We start from the raw sequence: 17,266 nt of genomic DNA, 5'->3' as shown, positions 1-17,266 counted from the left end.
CTACACCCTTTGCCTCGGATGGCTACACCATCCCGGGTAAAGGGTGTAGCCCTTTTTTGTCCCCCTTTTTAGCCCCTTTTATGCCCGAAGTTTAAAGAATAGAGCGTATCTTTGCACGATAGAAATAAAAGCGATATGAAACAGCCTAAGATAATAGTTGCCGGCATCGGTCCGGGCAGCGAACAAGACATCACGCCCGCAGTTCTCAGTGCGGTTCAAGAAGCGGATGTAGTAGTGGGATATAAATATTATTTCCAGTTTATCCAGCCTTATCTCCACCCTGAAACAGAATGTATAGATACGGGTATGAAGCGGGAACGCACTCGTGCGGAACAGGCATTTGAATTGGCGGAACAGGGAAAAACGGTTTGCGTCATTAGTTCCGGCGATGCGGGGATTTATGGAATGACTCCGCTGATTTACGAGATGAAGCGGGAACGGAACAGCAACGTCGAAGTTATTGCCTTGCCGGGCATCAGTGCTTTTCAGAAAGCGGCTTCACTGCTGGGTGCTCCTGTGGGACATGATTTCTGTGTGATTTCCCTTTCCGACCTGATGACACCGTGGGAACGGATCGAGCGTCGCATCCGCGCGGCAGCCATGGCTGATTTCGTAACGGCTGTATACAATCCGAAAAGCGAAGGGCGGTATTGGCAACTCTATCGATTGAAAGAGCTGTTTCTCGCAGAAGGACGCGCTCCGGAGACTCCGGTAGGTTATGTACGCCAGGCCGGACGGGAAGAACAGGAAGTGCATCTGACGACACTCGCTGATTTCAAGCCCGAAGAAGTGGATATGTTTACGGTCATTCTGATTGGTAACTCGCAGTCTTATGCGTGGAACGGCAAGTTCATTACTCCCCGGGGATATTATTCAATGGACAATGGACAATGGACAATTGACAATTCCTTGCGGGGTGACAGCGCAGCCAATTGTCAATTGTCAACTGTCAATTGTCAATTGAAAAAGGGGCAGGACATTATGATACAAAGTTTCCGGACCATTGAGTCGGAACTAAAGAATAAGAATATTCCTCTGGATCATAAATGGGCTTTGCTGCACGCCATCCATACCACGGCTGATTTTGAAATGGAAAAGCTGCTGTATACGGACAAAGGTGCTGTGGAAAAGCTTTATCAGAAAATAGCGGACGGTCGGTTGAAAACGATTGTTACGGATGTGACGATGGCTGCCAGTGGTATCCGCAAAGGAGCTTTACAACGGCTGGGGGTAGAAGTGAAATGTTATCTTTCCGATGAACGGGTAGCGGCAATGGCAGCGGAAAAAGGGATCACCCGTACACAAGCCGGTATACGTCTGGCGGTGGAGGAACATCCGGATGCCTTGTTCGTATTCGGTAATGCGCCAACGGCTTTGATGGAACTTTGTGATCTGGTACGTAAAGGAAAAGCTGCACCAAGCGGTATTATTGCCGCGCCTGTGGGCTTTGTACACGTACAGGAATCCAAGCACATGGTGAAGCCGTTCATGGAAATACCCAAACTGATAGTGGAGGGACGAAAAGGAGGAAGTAATTTGGCTGCAACGCTGGTGAATGCAATCTTGTGCTACAATGATGCGGAACAGTTAAGGCCGGGACGGGATGTGTAACGGGCAAGGCCCGTTAGTTACGAGTGACGAGCTACAAGCTACAAGTTGCTGCGCTATACTCGCTATCACACCGAAAGGCACTCGTAGCTTGTAGCTCGTAACTTATAAATTCAATAATGATGATACGAAACTTTATTATTATAGGCATGGACGACAACCGAGAACCTTTCTTCCCACCCGAAGTGCTGCGGCACATCCGGGAAGGAAAAGTTTTCTCCGGTGGCTTGCGGCATCGGGAGATTGTAGAGAAGTTACTTCCGGAAGGTGCGGAATGGATTTCCATAACAGTTCCACTGGACAACGTCTTTGCCCAATACGAAAACATTTTTGCAGACTTTGAGAAGAAGGCTTCCGATGCATCTATTGTCGTATTTGCATCCGGAGATCCCCTGTTTTTCGGCTTCGCCAATACGGTAAGACGAAAACTGCCCGATGCAAAGATACGCCTCTACCCGGCTTTCAATTCCCTGCAAACATTAGCGCACAGACTGGTGATACCCTACGACGATATGCGTACCGTCTCCCTGACAGGACGCCCGTGGCAGGAACTGGACAAAGCACTCATAGAACATGCCCACAAAATAGGTGTACTGACAGATCGGGAGCATACCCCTGCCACTATCGCCGCGCGGATGTTAGAATATGGATACACCGATTACACGATGTACATCGGTGAGCACCTCGGCAATCCCGAACGCGAGCGCATTCGTCGGATGAGTCTTGAAGAAGCTGAAAAAGAGACATTTGAGCATCCGAATAACTTGCTGCTCTGCTACGATACCCGTAGACGGTCACATACGGCACCCGTAGACGGTCATATACGGCACCCGTATACGGTAAGCTACGACACCCATAGCAAGGAAGCTCTCCTCCCTATAACTGAACAGCCCCGCCCCTTCGGTCTTCCCGACGAACAATTTGCTCATCTGGACGGACGTGCCCGCATGATTACCAAAGCTCCGATCCGCCTCCTTACCTTGCAGGCATTGGAACTGAATCGCCGTCGTGTTTTTTGGGACATAGGTTTCTGCACAGGTTCTATCTCCATCGAAGCCCGCCTACAATTCCCGCATCTCACGGTTGTTTCGTTCGAGATACGTCCCGAAGGAGAAGAACTGATGCGCATCAACTCCCGCCGTTTCGGTGCACCGGGAATCACAGCCTTAATCGGAGATTTCCTGCAAACCGATCTGGAACCTCTCCCCCGCCCCGACGCCGTCTTTATCGGCGGGCACGGCGGAAAATTAGAAGATATACTGGTACGCCTGAAAGAAGTATTGCAGCCCGGCGGTTGCATCGTCTTCAACTCCGTATCCCCCAATAGCAGGGAATTGTTCCGCAAAGGGGCAGAAAACGCAGGAATGTCTCTGCAACCCTCCCTGCACATCGCACTCAATGATTATAACCCGATAGAAATAATGAAAGTAACCTTATGAATAAAAATAACGAGAGCCACCCTATGAAGGTAGCTATTATACTGATTTCCGAAAGCAGTCTGCCCATTGCGCGAACGCTGAGTAATGAGTTTCCCGACTCCGAAATAATCACCACGACTCCTGCACCCGACTGCACATACGTTTCTTTTTACGAAGAATTTATGGCTCTGTCTTTCCATCGCTACGATGCCTTTATTTTCATAGGTGCCATGGGCATCTGCGTCCGCACCATCGCCCCGCATGTGAAAGATAAACATACAGACCCCGCCGTGATCTGTGTAGACAGCACTGGCCGCTATGCCGTTTCCGTCCTCTCGGGACATATCGGAAAGGCCAACGAAATGACGGAAAACATCGCCCACATTCTCGGCGCCGAACCTGTCATCACCACCCAAAGCGATCGCACCGGACTCTGGGCACTAGACACTCTGGGTGATAAATTTGACTGGGCCGCCATTCCCGGTGAGACGGAATACGGTATGATGAATAACATCATCGGCCTTTTCGTGAGGAAAGTTCCCACCGCGCTCTTCCTCGAAGTGCGCGATCAGGGAACGGAATATCTGGAAAAGACCTGCCCGCCACACGTGGATATACATTACGGCTTATTCCGGGATATAGACCTCAGCCGTTACCAGCTGGTTATACTCGTCACTCCTTTCCTGCACAATACGCATGACACCCCTGCGCTCTTTTATGTGCCCCGGGTATTGCATGTCGGCATAGGTCTGGCACATCAGGCAGGTCCCATGCATGATATCGTTGAAAACATTCTGGGTACGATGATTAACAACACCTTCATGCCCCGTGCCGTAAAGTACATCGCCACCATCAACGAGAAACGCAACGAACCGGTCATTAAAGAACTGGAACGTGCCTATCAGATACGCTATTACAGTGCGGAGGAACTGAAAGAAATCTCCGTCCCCAACCCCAGTCCGGTAGTAGAGAAACACATGGGTACACCCAGTGTTTCCGAAGCTGCCGCTTTTCTTTCCGCCAATGGTGGTGAACTGCTGCTGGACAAGCAAAAAGGCGGAAACTACACCATGGCCATAGCCATCGAAAAGGGAGTGCTCCGCTACCACGGACATATCGAAATCGTCGGCGCAGGTCCGGGTGATCCCGACCTCATCTCCGTGCGTGGAAGGCAGATGCTGGAGAAGGCAGATCTTATCCTCTACGCCGGCAGCCTCGTCCCCCGCGAACTGACATTCTGTGCCAAACCGGGTGCTACGGTACGCAGTTCGGCTTCCATGGACTTGGAAGAACAGTTTGCACTGATGAAGAAGTTCTATGATGAAGGCAAATTCATAGTCCGCCTGCATACAGGCGATCCCTGCATCTACGGTGCCATTCAGGAACAGATGAACTATTTCGACCAGCATCACATGAGTTATCACATCACTCCGGGCATTTCTTCCTTCCAGGCTGCTGCCGCTGCGCTGAAGTCTCAGTTTACCATTCCTGAGAAAGTGCAGAGCATCATCCTTACCCGCGGCGAAGGACGCACCCCCATGCCGGAACGCGAACAACTCCACCTGCTGGCACGCTCGCAAAGCACCATGTGTATCTTCCTCAGTGCCGGCATTGCCGAACAGGTGCAGGAAGAGCTCTTACAGGAATATCCCGAAACCACTCCCGTTGCCGTTTGCTACCACCTCACCTGGAAGGACGAACGCATCTATCGCGGAGAGTTGAAGGACCTTGCAAAGATTGTGAAAGAGAACAACCTGACGCTCACCACCATGATTGTCGTAGGTGAAGCCATCGACAACCGCGAAGGCCTTTCCCGCCTCTACGCCCATGAGTTCAAACATCTCTTCCGTAGATAAGAAGGGAGTGATAATGTGATAAAGTGATAGGGTGATAAAGTGGCTGTATTATATATCACGGAGTGTTATCCCACTATCACTTTATCACCCTATCACTTTATCACCCTATCACTTTTTGTTCAACTAAAACCTAAAAGTAATGATATTAATATTAGGTGGAACCACCGAAGGACGCATCGCCGCCCGTACCCTTGAAGAAGCCGGAAAACCATTCTACTACTCTACCAAAGGAGACGAGCAGGAAGTAACTATGCACCACGGTATCCGCCTGCAAGGTGCCATGGACGAACTGGACTTGGAGCGCTGTTGCCGGGAACATAACATTCAATTACTGGTAGACGCCGCCCACCCCTTTGCCATACAACTGCACCAGACCGTAGAGAAAGTAGCCCATACCCTGAACCTGCTTGTCATCCGATTCGAACGTATTTATCCGCCACGTGATGAAGAACACATCATCTGGTGCGAAGATTTTGAAGATGCCATCCGGCAAATCAGGAAAGAAGATATCTTCACCCTCCTCGCTCTGACAGGCGTACAAAGCATTGCCAAGCTAAAGTCTCTCTGGCAGGAAAGTGCCTGTTGCTACTTCCGTATCCTTAACCGTGAGAGCTCCCGCCGCCTGGCCGAACGTGAAGGTTTTCCCGAAAAATATCTGCATTACTACCATGCAGGCGAAGACGAACGCATCCTGTTACAGCGACTTCACCCCGAAGCCATATTGATAAAGGAAAGCGGACTTTCCGGAGGATTCAATGAAAAAGTGGAAGCTGCCCTTCAGGAAGGTATCCGCATTTTTGCAATCCGTCGTCCGCCAATGCCTGGAAGTTTTATGATAGTGAACGGTGAGCATGGCCTACGCCGGATGATTGAAAAGCATCTGCCCGACTTTTATCCTTTGCGTAGTGGTCTGACTACGGGTACTTGTGCAGCCGCAGCCGCTGTAGCTGCAACCTGGGATATTTTCAACGTTCAACGCCAGTCCCGTCCTGAAGAATTCCCCGTTATTCTCCCTAACGGAGAAACCATTTATGTTCCCGTCGAAGAGCAAGAACGCTACCCGCATCCCAGCTGTGTGAACGATGACTGGATGCTGGAAGCAGATGCCACTGTCATCAAAGATGCAGGTGATGACCCCGATGTAACCAATGGCATGCAAATCAAGGCCAATGTTGCCCTACCTTTCCGTTTTGACGATCCAACACCCGCAGAACTTGGAGCTGATGATTATACCGTTATTGTCTGTGGAGGCGAAGGCGTAGGCATTGTCACCCTATCGGGTTTAGGGCTGGAAGTGGGAGGACCTGCCATCAACGTTACTCCCCGCAAAATGATTGAAAACAATGTAAAGGCATGCCTTCAACGACTTGGAATTTCCAAACACCCCAATCCTTTTGCCGTCACTATTTCCGTACCGGGTGGCGAAGAGATAGCCCGGCGGACTTTTAATCCCCGTTTGGGTATAGAGGGCGGTATTTCTATCATCGGAACTTCGGGCATTGTGAAGCCTTTCTCTTCCGAAGCATTTGTAGATTCCATCCGCAAATCTATGGAAGTAGGGCGGGCAACAGGAAGTCCGCGCATCGTCCTTAATTCGGGTGCAAAGAGTGAAAAGTATGTCCGGGGATACTATCCCGAACTGCCTGCACAGGCATTTATTCATTACGGAAACTTCATTGGAGATACGATAAAGATTGCCGCAGATTTGGAAATCAAAGCGGTGACTTTGGGTATCATGATAGGAAAAGCCGTGAAGCTGGCAGAAGGCAATCTGGATACGCACAGCAAACAGGTGACGATGAATAAAGACTTCCTTCTGGATCTGGCCTTCAATGCGGGTTGTGGAGATGAAGTACCTGCCATTATTAAAAAGATAACACTGGCGCGAGAGTTGTGGACATTGCTCCCGGCAGATGATTTGCAGGCCTTTTGCACCCATTTGCTTGAGTTGTGCCACCAGCATTGCGACCCGCTTCTGCCCGATGGAGAGCTGACCATTCTGCTCATTAGTGAAGAAGGGAAAATAATATGAAACACCCTCAAATAATCCTCGTCACCGGTGCTTCTTCCGGTTTTGGAAGAGTCATTGCTACGCAGTTGGCTGCACAAGGACATATCGTTTATGGCTCCAGTCGGAAAGCATTATCCGATAATCCCGGCTTCAAAATGTTGCAATTGGATATTACTGATCCTGCATCGGTATTCAACGCCATATCTACAATTCTGGAAGAGCAAGGCAGCATCGATGTACTTGTCAACAATGCCGGGATGGGTATCAGCGGAGCTATCGAACTCACTACCGAGGAAGAGATACAGCGCCAGATGAATACGAATTTCACGGGTGCCGTCCGTATGTGTGCAGCAGTGCTGCCTTTCATGCGCAAAGCCGGACACGGACGAATCATAAATATCAGTTCCATCGCAGGCGTCCTTGCCGTTCCCTTTCAGGCTTTCTACAGTGCATCAAAGTTTGCGATTGAAGGGTATAGTGAAGCGCTTTATCAAGAAGTTAAGCCACTGGGTATACAAGTTTGCGTAGTCGAACCGGGAGATTTCCAGACTGGTTTCACAGCGCAACGGCAAGTGAGCCAGACTTCCCTCTCCCATGCGCAATATGGGGAGAGTTTTGCAAAAGCCATGCGAAATGTAGAGCAGTCTGAAAACAATGGTTGCCGACCGGAAAAGTTAGGTCAAACGATTTGCAAACTGGTAAATAGCCGCCACCCTGCTTTCCGCACAAAGGTCGGTCCATGGGAGCAAGTATTCTTTGCACGCATCAAGCCTATGCTGCCGTTTAGTCTGGTAGATTGGCTGATCAGGAAATTCTATTAGGTAGCTTTGTAGCTTGTAGCTCATACCCTTTGGGCAAAACTTTGTAGAATAACATTTTGTGCGTTCTTTCCAAAACACTACCTTTGTGACGTACCTATTTAAAAAGGAGGATGTATGACAACTTTTGAATTAAAACGTAGTATTTTGCAAGATATCAACGCATTGATGGATGATGAAGCGGCGATGCGCCGTATAAGTCGTTATATACGTCGTTTGCGTAATTCTACATCAACAAAAGATGTAGCACATGAAGACATGATTCCGTATACAATGAATGAATTACATGAGCGAATTGATAAAGCAGAAAAAGCGATCATCGAAGGAAGTGTAATTGATTCTGAAACAGAAGACGCCAAATTAGCAGACTTCATGCGCACACTATGAAAATAAAGACTTATCCTGAAGCTACTCAGGAGCTACGCAAGATTGCCGCTTTTTGTAAACAGCAATGGGGCATTGAGATTGCACACAGGTTGATTGAAACCTATCAGAGAAACAAAAAACGTCTTTCTTCCAATCCTTATATGGCTCCAATAGAGCCTTTATTAGCAAATCGGGAGTATGTTTACCGAGGATTAGTCATTCATAAATATTGTAAGGTAATATATCGCATAGATGAAACTGCGGGCATAATTTATATCGTAGATGTATGGGATACCCGTCGTGAGCCCCACGAAATATAGCGCAGCCACTCGTAGCCCGTAGCTTATAATATTCCCCCAACAGGAATTGTATGTAATCATATAATTTATATCTTTGCGATCAAATAAACATCAACCCCTTACAAGGTTCAAGTAATGAAACAGACTATTCTCACTATTTTCTTTGCAATCATAGCATTGGGAGCAAATGCCCAGTCCCCTATCTCCTTCCAAGTAAAAGCCGGAGTCGGTACCTCCAACTTCTATGGAGAAAATGTAGAAAGTGATACACGCATCGCCTACAAAGTAGGTGTCGGTATGAACTATGAGCTCAACCGCACATGGGTGTTTCAACCATCACTGAACTTCGTATCGATAGGTGCCCGTGAGGAAGTGGAATATGTAGGCAAAGTGAACATGAACGAGTTGTATATCCAGCTCCCCATCATGATGGCCGCCCGCCTCAACCTTGGAAAGAATTACAGTGCTTCCTTGAGTGCCGGTCCGTATATTGCCTATGGTGTAGGCGGAAAGACATCCGGTGAGATGGAGGAATATGATTACAGTAGTGAATACAATCCTAACAGAAGCTACAGATTCCGTATAGATACTTTCGGTAACCGGATAGATGACAAAATGGGAAACAAACGCTTTGATGCCGGCCTTATGTTCAGCCTCAACATCGAATATTACAAATTCATATTCGGAGCAGAGCTTCAATTGGGAATGATCAAAGTAAACGACCAGCTGGATAATCTATTGCAATCATCCGGCATTGAGAAATTCTCTCCCAAGAATCTCGCTTCGTTCTTCACCGTAGGATACCGGTTCTGATTTACAACTGCTCCGCCTGCTTTCGTTTCATTTCATTCAGTACACTGCATGTCAACGGTATGGCAAGAATGAAAGTCAGAAGATCAGCAGCAGCCTGACACATTTCCACACCCTGCAAACCCAGATAATGAGGCAGGATAAAAATCAGCGGAATAAAGAACAATCCTTGGCGGGCAGAAGAAATAATGGTAGCCTTTACCGGTTTACGAATCGTCTGCAACATCATATTACTCATCACAATCCATGAACCCAACGGAAAAGTAATGAACTGCCAACGCAAGGCGGCAGCACCTACTGCAATTACATCCGGGTCTCCCTTACGGAACAAAGAAACAATCTCTTCTGCAAATCCCATACCTGCCAGCGCACATACCAGCAAGGAGATGAATCCCACCTTTACACAAAACCAGAATCCCTGACGCCACGCGCATACAATCCAGCACCGTAATTGAAACCGCATACCGGCTGGAAACCTTGTCCAAAACCTATCAGGAAAGCATTAATGAACATTGCGATACGGGTAACAATAGACATGCCTGCAATAGCCGCGTCTCCATAAGCCCCGGCAGCCACATTCAGCAAAATAGTAGCTACACTCGCCAGTCCCTGACGGGCAAGCGAAGGGGTACCACCACCAATAATCTCCTTTATGAAAGCCAGTGAAGGTGTGAAGTTCTTGAAACGGATACGGATATTGCCACCCTTTCTGCACATATATAGCAACAGGGAGAAACTACATATCTGACTGATGACCGTAGCCAACGCAGCACCCGATATCCCCATATCAAAAACAAAAATCAGAATAGGGTCCAGTATCACATTAATCACCGCACCCGATACGATTCCTACCATCGCATACGCTGCATTTCCCTGGAAACGGATCTGATTGTTCAGTACTAACGAAGCAGTCATGAAAGGGGCACCCAGCAATATGATGCCTAGATATTTCTCCGTATAAGGCAGGATAGTAGGTGTAGAACCCAATGCCAGCGACAACGGGCTAAGGAAGATAAGTCCCACTACTGCCAGAAATATACCCATAAACAACGCCCAGAAGAAACCGGTAGCCGCCATCTTCTCTGCATTCCCAGTCTCCTGCGCACCGAGTTTCCGCGAAATATAGTTCCCCGAACCGTGTCCGAAGAAAAAACCCACCGCCTGAATTATGGACATGACCGAAAACACAATACCTACAGCCGCCGTCGACTGGGTATTGATCTTCCCCACAAAGTACGTATCCGCCATATTATAGAATGACGTAACCAACATACTGATAATCGTAGGTACAGCCAATGATACTATCAGACGGGGCACCGGGGTGGTAGTCAGATAGAGATAATTATCTTTTGTCGAATGTCTCATAGAATTTTCACAATCTCTGCAAGCAGTTCATCAATGGTTTGCACAGTCACCGCTTCGCCGTTTACGGGGTGCAGTACAAAAGTACCGTCCCCTTTCAAATCTCCCGTTTCAATATAAACGTCCGACTCCACGTTTCGGTTTGCCAGAATACCATTTCTTTGCAAAGCTTTCCGTACCATAGCGTATTTTTGTCCATGCCCGACAATACGGATCTGGGAAGTATACTCATTGTTCACCCGGAATAATCCTGTCTCCAGATCAAACACAATTCCTTTACGGGCAAAGAAACTACTGAGGGTTCCATCCAGTGAAAGATCTTCGGGAGTTCCGATAGTCACCCCGTTCACCTTATCCATCAACCAGATTTTATCCGCAATCTGCAAGGCAAGTTCCAGGTCATGGGTAGACAGGAAAATAGTCTTATCCGTCTGCCGGCTCAACTGATGGAGCAATTGCATCATTTCCACTTTACTCGGGAAATCAAGAAAGGCAGTAGGTTCGTCCAGGAAAATCACCGGAGTTTCCTGAGCCAGTGCCTTGGCAATCATCACTTTTTGTCGTTCACCATCACTCAGTGTATGTACCATGCGATGTGCCAGGTGAGATATTCCAACCAGATTGATAGCATGATCCACTACCTCTTTATCTTCTTTGGAGAGTGTTCCCCAGAAACCGGTATATGGGCTGCGTCCCAGACCGATAAGTTCCACAGAAGTCATATTACGGATGTCGCACTTTTCAGTCAGGACTACACTGATCACTTTTGAAAGCTGTTTGTCCGTATAAGAGCCAATCTCCTTTCCCTGTATACGTATTTCACCGGATAACTTCGGTTGAAATGCGGAAAGTGTACGCAACAATGTAGACTTCCCCACCCCGTTGGCACCCAACAGACAAGTCAACTCCCCGCTATTGATTCCGGCACAAATATCGCTTGCCACGACTTTCACATCTCCTTTACCGGGATAGCCAATGGATAGTTTCTCAATATGTATAGTTTCCTGTTTCAAAATCTCTTTATTTTCAATTCTCAATTATTCTTCCAGTTCCCCTTTGCGCTTTCTGAAGAGCACGGATGCCACTACCGGAGCACCTACCAAAGCAGTCACCGAATTCACCGGTAAAGCTCCTTCAAATCCCGGCATGCGGGCGATAAGGTTGCACACCAACGCCAACGAAGCCCCTACCAACAATGTGGCAGGCATCAGTATCCGATGGTCGGATGTATGGAATATAGCCCGGCAAAGATGGGGAACAGCCAGACCGATAAACATAATCGGACCGCAATATGCCGTCACAATCGCTACCAGTACACCTGAACAGGAGATCACCAACAGGCGTGCCCGCTTGATGTTCAACCCCAGATTCCGAGCATAGCCATCGCCCAGCAGCAACAGATTCATTGTCTTTATCAGCAAAAACGAGAGTGGCAACAAGACCGCCATGATACAGACAAACAGTATCATCTGATCCCCCGACACACGGGCAAAACTACCCAGTCCCCAAATGACGTATGCACGAATATCTTCCTCCACACTGAAATATTTCAATACACCGATAATAGCACTTGCCACATAACCGATCATCACACCGATAATCAGCAACGTCACATTTCCCTTTACTTTCTGCGAAACGTATACGATAAGCGCCATCACGGACAGTGCTCCGATAATCGCTGCAATAGACAACGCCACTTCTCCCATATATCCGAGCTTACTCAATGCCACACCGCCCATCGCTCCCGATAGCAATACCACACAGGCTACTCCCAGGCTGGCACCCGAACTGATACCCAACACTGACGGTCCTGCCAGCGGATTCCGGAAAACCGTCTGCATCTGCAAACCACTCACCGATAGCCCCGCTCCCGCCACCAATGCCGTCAATGCCTGCGGCACACGGGATTTCCAAATGATATTCTGCCAGATAATGGATTCATCCGTATTCCCCCATAAGATGTTCCAGACATAACGAAAAGGAATATGGACAGAGCCTAACAGCAGGTTCAGCAAGAAAAACAGGAATATAGATGCCAGTATCACCAACATCAGGAGCAGTGTCGGTCTTTTCATTGCAAACGTGCGTAGTATTTCGGTTGGTAATCAGGTAATAAATCGGGGTGGAACGCATGGATCAGATCTTCCAGTACTATTTCCGGTTCCATCGGCATACTTTCGTAGAAAGGTTGCTCGCGCATATTGCAATAAACAACACCTTTGTCACGGAATGCACGGAAGTCGGCATAGCGGGGATCAAGAGACTTCAAAGCGTCATAAGAGAATGTACCGTCGTAACTATTCACAATACGCCAGTAATCGGCACTCTCCGCCTGGCTGTATACTGTTTCAAAATCCAGAGTAACACCACCGGAACGGGGATCGTCCTTCAAGAAGTAATCGGCTCCCGCATCACGGAACAGCTGGGCCAAGAAACTCTTGCCACCTACTGCATACCAGTTTCCTCCACGTATCTCACCGCTGAATACTACCGGACGCTTCTTCACATCGGCAGCCAGTTGTTTCAGATCGTTATAATGCTTTTCTATAGCAGCAAACTTTTCATTCGCCTCTTCTTCCTGTCCAATAAACAAGCCGATGAATTTAATCCATTCCGCTTGTCCCAGCGGAGTCATTTCCTTATATCCCAGGTGCGGAACCAAAGGTATTCCGATTTCACGCATCGTATCATATCCGCCACGCTTGAAAGGGGAGATAAAGATTACATCCGGATTCACACTCATGATCACTTCATTATCAAAGTTACCTTCAATTCCTATTTTGGCAGTCTTACCCGACTTCAAACGCTCATTCATCTCTTTGTTGAACAAATGTCGTGTACTGGTTATACCCACCACCTTATCACAGGCTTCCAGTTTGATAAAATTGGATAATTGTAAAGAAGTCATGCAAATGACACTGCGCACAGGTATTTCGATCACCGTATAATCAGAAGGAATTCCTTCAGGTTTCGTTCCCCGGGGCACCAATGCATAATGGAAAGTATTACTACTTTCATTTTGAGGATCACGCAAGTCTACCAATCGGACATGATTGGGAAGATATTTCACTTCAAACCCTTGGGCATAAACCGGATAAATAGAGTCTGCGGCTGATACGGAGGCTGTGGTAGCCTGTAAATCAGTAGAGTATTGTTTGTTTTTCGGGCCACAAGCCACACATAAAATACTTAAAAGGGAGACAATTATTGCAGTAGTTCGTTTCATGACAATAAAAAGGTATAGAATTCGAGCACAATATTCGTCATTTTTGGGGAGATACGCAAATACAGGCACAATTTAATGAAGAATGAGGAATGAAGAATTCTTCATTAAAAAAACTTCCTCATTAAAAACTCATCAGATCATTCAATGCTTCGCTCATGCTGGGATGTGTAAATATATAATCACGCAAGAAAGTATATTCCTGTCCCGTTTTCATTACAATAGATACGATATTAATGATCTCACTTGTTTCCGGTCCGAACAGGGAACAGCCCAGAATCTTATTTGTATCGGCATCCACTACTACCTTAAACAATCCGTCAGTCTCACCTAAAGTACGTGCCCGCGGAATGGCTGCTACGGGAAGTGTATTCACCTTTACGTTCAGTCCTTTCTTACGGGCCTCCATCTCACTCAGTCCTACACGTGCCAAAGGAGGATCCATAAATACCGAATAACTCACAGGCTCACGGTCGTCTGTACGCCGTTCTCCTGCACCAAACAAATCCTCACGGATAATGCGGTAATCGTCCAATGAGATATAGGTGAATTGTAACCCGCCTTTTACGTCGCCAATGGCACGGATGGCCGGATTGGTAGTACGCAGCCACTCATCTACAATAATGGCTCCCCGTTCATTCACTTTCACGCCGGCAACTTCCAGGTTCAACCCCGAAGTATTCGGACGACGCCCAGTTGCCAATAAGATAGCATCTCCTTCCAGATGATGGATTTCATGAGTTACAGCATCCTCATAAATCACTGTTGCACCATCCACGGATTGTACTTTCGCGTTGAGATGGAAAACAATGCCTTTCTTTTCCAATACGGTCTGTACGCTGGCGGCAATATCCCTGTCTTCGCGACCAATCAGTTCGGGATACCCTTCGAGTACCGTCACCTTCGAACCGAAAGAGGCATACATGGAAGCAAATTCCAGGCCGATATAACCTCCACCCACAATCACCAGCCGTTCGGGAAGTTCTTCCAGTTCCATGATGGAAGTGCTGGTGTATACGCGAGGATTCTCTTTTATTCCATCAATAGGTGGTACGATGGTTTCCGCACCGGTATTTATGAAGATCTGAGAAGAGTGCAATTCAATTACTTCTGTCTCCGTCCGCACTTCTACCACATCAGGACTGGCAAACGATCCGACACCTGTATACACCGTCACATTAGGATTATCAGCCAGATTATGATAGTTCTTATTCCGCAGGAAGGAAGTCACCTCTTCTTTACGACCAATAGCCTGACGATAATAGTCCTTCTTCTCTTCCCACGTAGCTTTTACCGGAGTTTCCTTAGCCAGATGCACCAACGTCTTTGTAGGAATACAGCCGATATTGATACACGTGCCTCCATACATACGATCTGAACGTTCTACTATGGCAACCGTCTTCTGACGTTTTGCAAATTCGGCAGCCAGGGTCTTCCCACCTTTGCCGAAACCAATGATAATGGCATCATACTTTTTCATATCTTTATTTTTTTAATTGTTCCAGTACGCTCTTCGCACTGTCTGCTAATATAACAATTGCGCCGGCCAAAATGGCTGTATCTTTTATGACTAATCTTCCTGCACCGGTCAATAAAGGAAAACCGGACTCGCCGCTGCCCAGATTAGGCACCCACACTTCGGGCGTGGTGACGAGGAAAGAAAGCGTGCCGAGCGTCATGATTATGGCAAGTCCCGCCCCTACCAAGCCTACTTTCGGCCAAAAGATGCCAAGGAATGTAAGGATACCGATGCTCATGATAAGAATACCCAGTCCGTGAGAAAAGCCATACGTGTTATTCTCCTTGTGCCACTCATGTTTCACGGCATCAAATTCTCCCTCTTTCAGCTTATACTCTTTGTAGTCGGGAGCACTGTGTGTATAGAAGAAATTCATGAAAGGGCTGTTTGCCACGAACGGCACGATGCCTTCCGCTTCATAATTCCAGAACTTCAACCCGCCGATCCAAACAAAAATAACGAGAATTGCCACACGCATAAGATTGATACCTAACTTTTGAGTGGATGCAGCCAAAGTAAGCGCTGCGACGAACATAGATTTTAATTTTGTTTCCATACGATTATTGCATTAATGAATTGTTTTGTTTTTCTGATGCAAAAATCGGGGTTTATGGTGGGGTGCGAAATGGCAATTGCGCCATTTTAGTTGGCAATATTTCCCGTTGCGTTCGATTTACGGAAATCGGATACACTTTCACCGGTCATTTTCTTGAAAAAACGGCTGAAAGTGGACAAATCTTCGAAGCCCAGTATCTCGCTGATTTCCTTGGCGCTTTTAGGGGTATAGAGCAATAATCTCTTGGCCTCCGCCTCTATCCGTTCATGGATAATGCGCAACGGGGAAGGTAGTCCGCAAGAGGCAAACAGATTGGAGAGTGTCTTTGGGGAACGGAATAACAGGTCGGCATAATCCTGCACCTGTTTCTTTTCGCGGAAATGCTGATCGACCAGAATATAAAAACGGCGGACAGTATCGAAGGCTTTTTCCTGTTCCGGCGTGACGCCACACTTCTCACGGGCGATGCGGGTACAGGTGATGATGAAACGTTTCAGGATGATGCGCAACATTTCCTCTTGCAGATTATCGCGAACGGCGGACTCTTGCCGGAAGATACGAATGATGTCATTCAGGTTGGCTGATTGCTCTGGCGAAAGTTTCAGTTTCAGCACCCGGGAAGAGCCGTGAAAGAGGAAACCGTTACAGGACACTTCATCGTCATGACCGAATATGCAGTAGAAATTGCTGTTGAACAGGAAAGTGAGATACTCTCCCTCCACCAATTTAATTTCAATATGCTGCAAAGGAGTAAGACTTATGATCTCGTCCTGTTCCAGCTGTATGGGAATATGGTCTATCTCCAGAGTCAAGTTTCCACTCCGCACCCAAATGAACTTATATAAAGTAGTATCCTGTTGCAGTGCTTTATTTTCGTGGAAACAAAAGGTCATTGCCAAGTTCCCGTTCAGGCGGGTATTTAATTGATAATCTATCATGATGTTAAAAAGTTAGAGTTCTTTGTCGTATGCCGAAGTACAAATATACACTATTCCGGAAGCTAATGCAAATAAAAGAAGCAATCTATTTCATCATCTCCGCTTTTCATAACGCTCTACCCCATGTAAGGTCATATTTCGTTATAACTATATTTCAGTTTATGAGTAGAATATACAATCCCGTCCCTAATAAAATAGAGCAAACCATATTCTTAAAAAGCATTTGGATAACGACTACACAGATACCCGATAGTATTTCCGCAGTGCCGTATGAAGGTGATAGAAAATCTATATCCTTATAACAATAGACTACCAACATACCGAATATGGCTGGAGGTAGTACTCTACCTAAATAGGTTACATACTGGGGAGTGTACGCAGAAGACCTGAAAACCCAGAAAGGGATCCAACGGGTAAGCTGTGTGACAAGCGCCACGATGAATATAGTGACAATTTGTTCTGTGACCGTCATACCAGTTTCT

Annotated in this window: 14 protein-coding genes and 3 pseudogenes; 9 read left to right on the top strand and 8 right to left on the bottom strand. The window is 47.2% G+C overall.

What is annotated here, in order from left to right; translation table 11 throughout:
- Window positions 1-135 precede the first annotated feature (135 nt).
- The 9 genes and pseudogenes from cobJ to BN161_RS15190 all read left to right on the top strand — a co-directional run.
- Window positions 136-877: pseudogene (cobJ, locus tag BN161_RS31060) on the top strand (precorrin-3B C(17)-methyltransferase); the annotation flags it as partial.
- An 89-nt stretch (window positions 878-966) separates the two neighbouring features.
- Window positions 967-1,611, top strand: a pseudogene (locus BN161_RS31055) (precorrin-8X methylmutase); the annotation flags it as partial.
- A 119-nt stretch (window positions 1,612-1,730) separates the two neighbouring features.
- Complete coding sequence (locus BN161_RS15220) at window positions 1,731-3,047, top strand: bifunctional cobalt-precorrin-7 (C(5))-methyltransferase/cobalt-precorrin-6B (C(15))-methyltransferase (protein ID WP_044267715.1); 1,317 nt, start codon at window positions 1,731-1,733, stop codon at window positions 3,045-3,047.
- Between the two features lie 23 nt (window positions 3,048-3,070).
- Window positions 3,071-4,882 carry a precorrin-4 C(11)-methyltransferase gene (cobM, locus tag BN161_RS15215; RefSeq protein WP_044267720.1) on the top strand — a complete coding sequence of 604 codons (1,812 nt, stop codon included), beginning with the start codon at window positions 3,071-3,073 and terminating at the stop codon, window positions 4,880-4,882.
- 139 nt (window positions 4,883-5,021) lie between these two features.
- On the top strand, window positions 5,022-6,914 hold the full coding sequence (cbiD, locus tag BN161_RS15210; RefSeq protein WP_044267713.1) for a cobalt-precorrin-5B (C(1))-methyltransferase CbiD: 1,893 nt from the start codon (window positions 5,022-5,024) through the stop codon (window positions 6,912-6,914).
- The gene (gene kdsR / locus BN161_RS15205; protein ID WP_044267708.1) at window positions 6,911-7,714 is read left to right on the top strand and encodes a 3-ketodihydrosphingosine reductase; all 804 of its coding nucleotides are present in this window, start codon (window positions 6,911-6,913) and stop codon (window positions 7,712-7,714) included. Before cbiD ends, kdsR begins: the two co-directional genes overlap by 4 nt.
- Window positions 7,715-7,828: 114 nt before the next feature.
- The gene (locus tag BN161_RS15200; RefSeq protein ID WP_044267706.1) at window positions 7,829-8,098 is read left to right on the top strand and encodes a hypothetical protein; all 270 of its coding nucleotides are present in this window, start codon (window positions 7,829-7,831) and stop codon (window positions 8,096-8,098) included.
- Window positions 8,095-8,397, top strand: coding sequence for a type II toxin-antitoxin system RelE/ParE family toxin (locus BN161_RS15195; RefSeq protein WP_044267704.1), 303 nt, complete (start codon window positions 8,095-8,097; stop codon window positions 8,395-8,397). The genes BN161_RS15200 and BN161_RS15195 overlap by 4 nt, the downstream gene beginning before the upstream one ends.
- Before the next feature lie 114 nt (window positions 8,398-8,511).
- Complete coding sequence (locus tag BN161_RS15190; RefSeq protein ID WP_044267702.1) at window positions 8,512-9,189, top strand: porin family protein; 678 nt, start codon at window positions 8,512-8,514, stop codon at window positions 9,187-9,189.
- Window position 9,190: 1 nt separating this feature from the next.
- On the opposite strand, the pseudogene BN161_RS15185 reads toward BN161_RS15190, so the two are convergent.
- The 8 genes and pseudogenes from BN161_RS15185 to BN161_RS28715 form a co-directional block, all read right to left on the bottom strand.
- A pseudogene (locus tag BN161_RS15185) lies at window positions 9,191-10,551 on the bottom strand (MATE family efflux transporter).
- Window positions 10,548-11,561: an ABC transporter ATP-binding protein gene (locus BN161_RS15180; RefSeq protein WP_044267718.1), complete on the bottom strand. Its 1,014-nt coding sequence runs from the start codon at window positions 11,559-11,561 to the stop codon at window positions 10,548-10,550. The pseudogene BN161_RS15185 and the gene BN161_RS15180 overlap by 4 nt, the downstream one beginning before the upstream one ends.
- A 24-nt stretch (window positions 11,562-11,585) precedes the next feature.
- Window positions 11,586-12,623 carry an iron ABC transporter permease gene (locus tag BN161_RS15175; protein ID WP_044267701.1) on the bottom strand — a complete coding sequence of 346 codons (1,038 nt, stop codon included), beginning with the start codon at window positions 12,621-12,623 and terminating at the stop codon, window positions 11,586-11,588.
- Window positions 12,620-13,774 carry an ABC transporter substrate-binding protein gene (locus BN161_RS15170; RefSeq protein WP_044267698.1) on the bottom strand — a complete coding sequence of 385 codons (1,155 nt, stop codon included), beginning with the start codon at window positions 13,772-13,774 and terminating at the stop codon, window positions 12,620-12,622. Before BN161_RS15170 ends, BN161_RS15175 begins: the two co-directional genes overlap by 4 nt.
- Window positions 13,775-13,895: 121 nt before the next feature.
- Entirely contained in the window at window positions 13,896-15,251 is a 1,356-nt protein-coding gene (locus tag BN161_RS15165) for an FAD-dependent oxidoreductase (RefSeq protein WP_044267695.1), read from the bottom strand.
- Between the two features lie 4 nt (window positions 15,252-15,255).
- Window positions 15,256-15,846, bottom strand: a complete 591-nt coding sequence (locus BN161_RS15160) for a DUF417 family protein (RefSeq protein ID WP_044267693.1) — start codon at window positions 15,844-15,846, stop codon at window positions 15,256-15,258.
- An 86-nt stretch (window positions 15,847-15,932) separates the two neighbouring features.
- Complete coding sequence (locus tag BN161_RS15155; protein WP_074435150.1) at window positions 15,933-16,781, bottom strand: AraC family transcriptional regulator; 849 nt, start codon at window positions 16,779-16,781, stop codon at window positions 15,933-15,935.
- Window positions 16,782-16,938: 157 nt separating this feature from the next.
- Entirely contained in the window at window positions 16,939-17,256 is a 318-nt protein-coding gene (locus BN161_RS28715; RefSeq protein WP_074435149.1) for a branched-chain amino acid transporter permease, read from the bottom strand.
- Window positions 17,257-17,266: the final 10 nt, after the last annotated feature.

The organism is Bacteroides timonensis (assembly GCF_000513195.1).
GTDB classification, from domain to species: domain Bacteria; phylum Bacteroidota; class Bacteroidia; order Bacteroidales; family Bacteroidaceae; genus Bacteroides; species Bacteroides timonensis.
Note: the sequence above shows the minus strand (reverse complement) of the source record. Positions and strands in the feature narration are given on the sequence as shown.

What these genes read in the sequence shown, in the direction of transcription:
- BN161_RS15195 (WP_044267704.1), top strand. Translation starts at nt 8,095, where the DNA reads ATGAAAATAAAGACTTATCCTGAAGCTACTCAGGAGCTACGCAAGATT.
- BN161_RS15190 (WP_044267702.1), top strand. Translation starts at nt 8,512, where the DNA reads ATGAAACAGACTATTCTCACTATTTTCTTTGCAATCATAGCATTGGGA.
- BN161_RS28715 (WP_074435149.1), bottom strand. Translation starts at nt 17,256, where the DNA reads ATGACGGTCACAGAACAAATTGTCACTATATTCATCGTGGCGCTTGTC.
- BN161_RS15175 (WP_044267701.1), bottom strand. Translation starts at nt 12,623, where the DNA reads ATGAAAAGACCGACACTGCTCCTGATGTTGGTGATACTGGCATCTATA.
- BN161_RS15165 (WP_044267695.1), bottom strand. Translation starts at nt 15,251, where the DNA reads ATGAAAAAGTATGATGCCATTATCATTGGTTTCGGCAAAGGTGGGAAG.
- BN161_RS15220 (WP_044267715.1), top strand. Translation starts at nt 1,731, where the DNA reads ATGATACGAAACTTTATTATTATAGGCATGGACGACAACCGAGAACCT.
- BN161_RS15170 (WP_044267698.1), bottom strand. Translation starts at nt 13,774, where the DNA reads ATGAAACGAACTACTGCAATAATTGTCTCCCTTTTAAGTATTTTATGT.
- cbiD (WP_044267713.1), top strand. Translation starts at nt 5,022, where the DNA reads ATGATATTAATATTAGGTGGAACCACCGAAGGACGCATCGCCGCCCGT.
- kdsR (WP_044267708.1), top strand. Translation starts at nt 6,911, where the DNA reads ATGAAACACCCTCAAATAATCCTCGTCACCGGTGCTTCTTCCGGTTTT.
- cobM (WP_044267720.1), top strand. Translation starts at nt 3,071, where the DNA reads ATGAAGGTAGCTATTATACTGATTTCCGAAAGCAGTCTGCCCATTGCG.
- BN161_RS15200 (WP_044267706.1), top strand. Translation starts at nt 7,829, where the DNA reads ATGACAACTTTTGAATTAAAACGTAGTATTTTGCAAGATATCAACGCA.
- BN161_RS15160 (WP_044267693.1), bottom strand. Translation starts at nt 15,846, where the DNA reads ATGGAAACAAAATTAAAATCTATGTTCGTCGCAGCGCTTACTTTGGCT.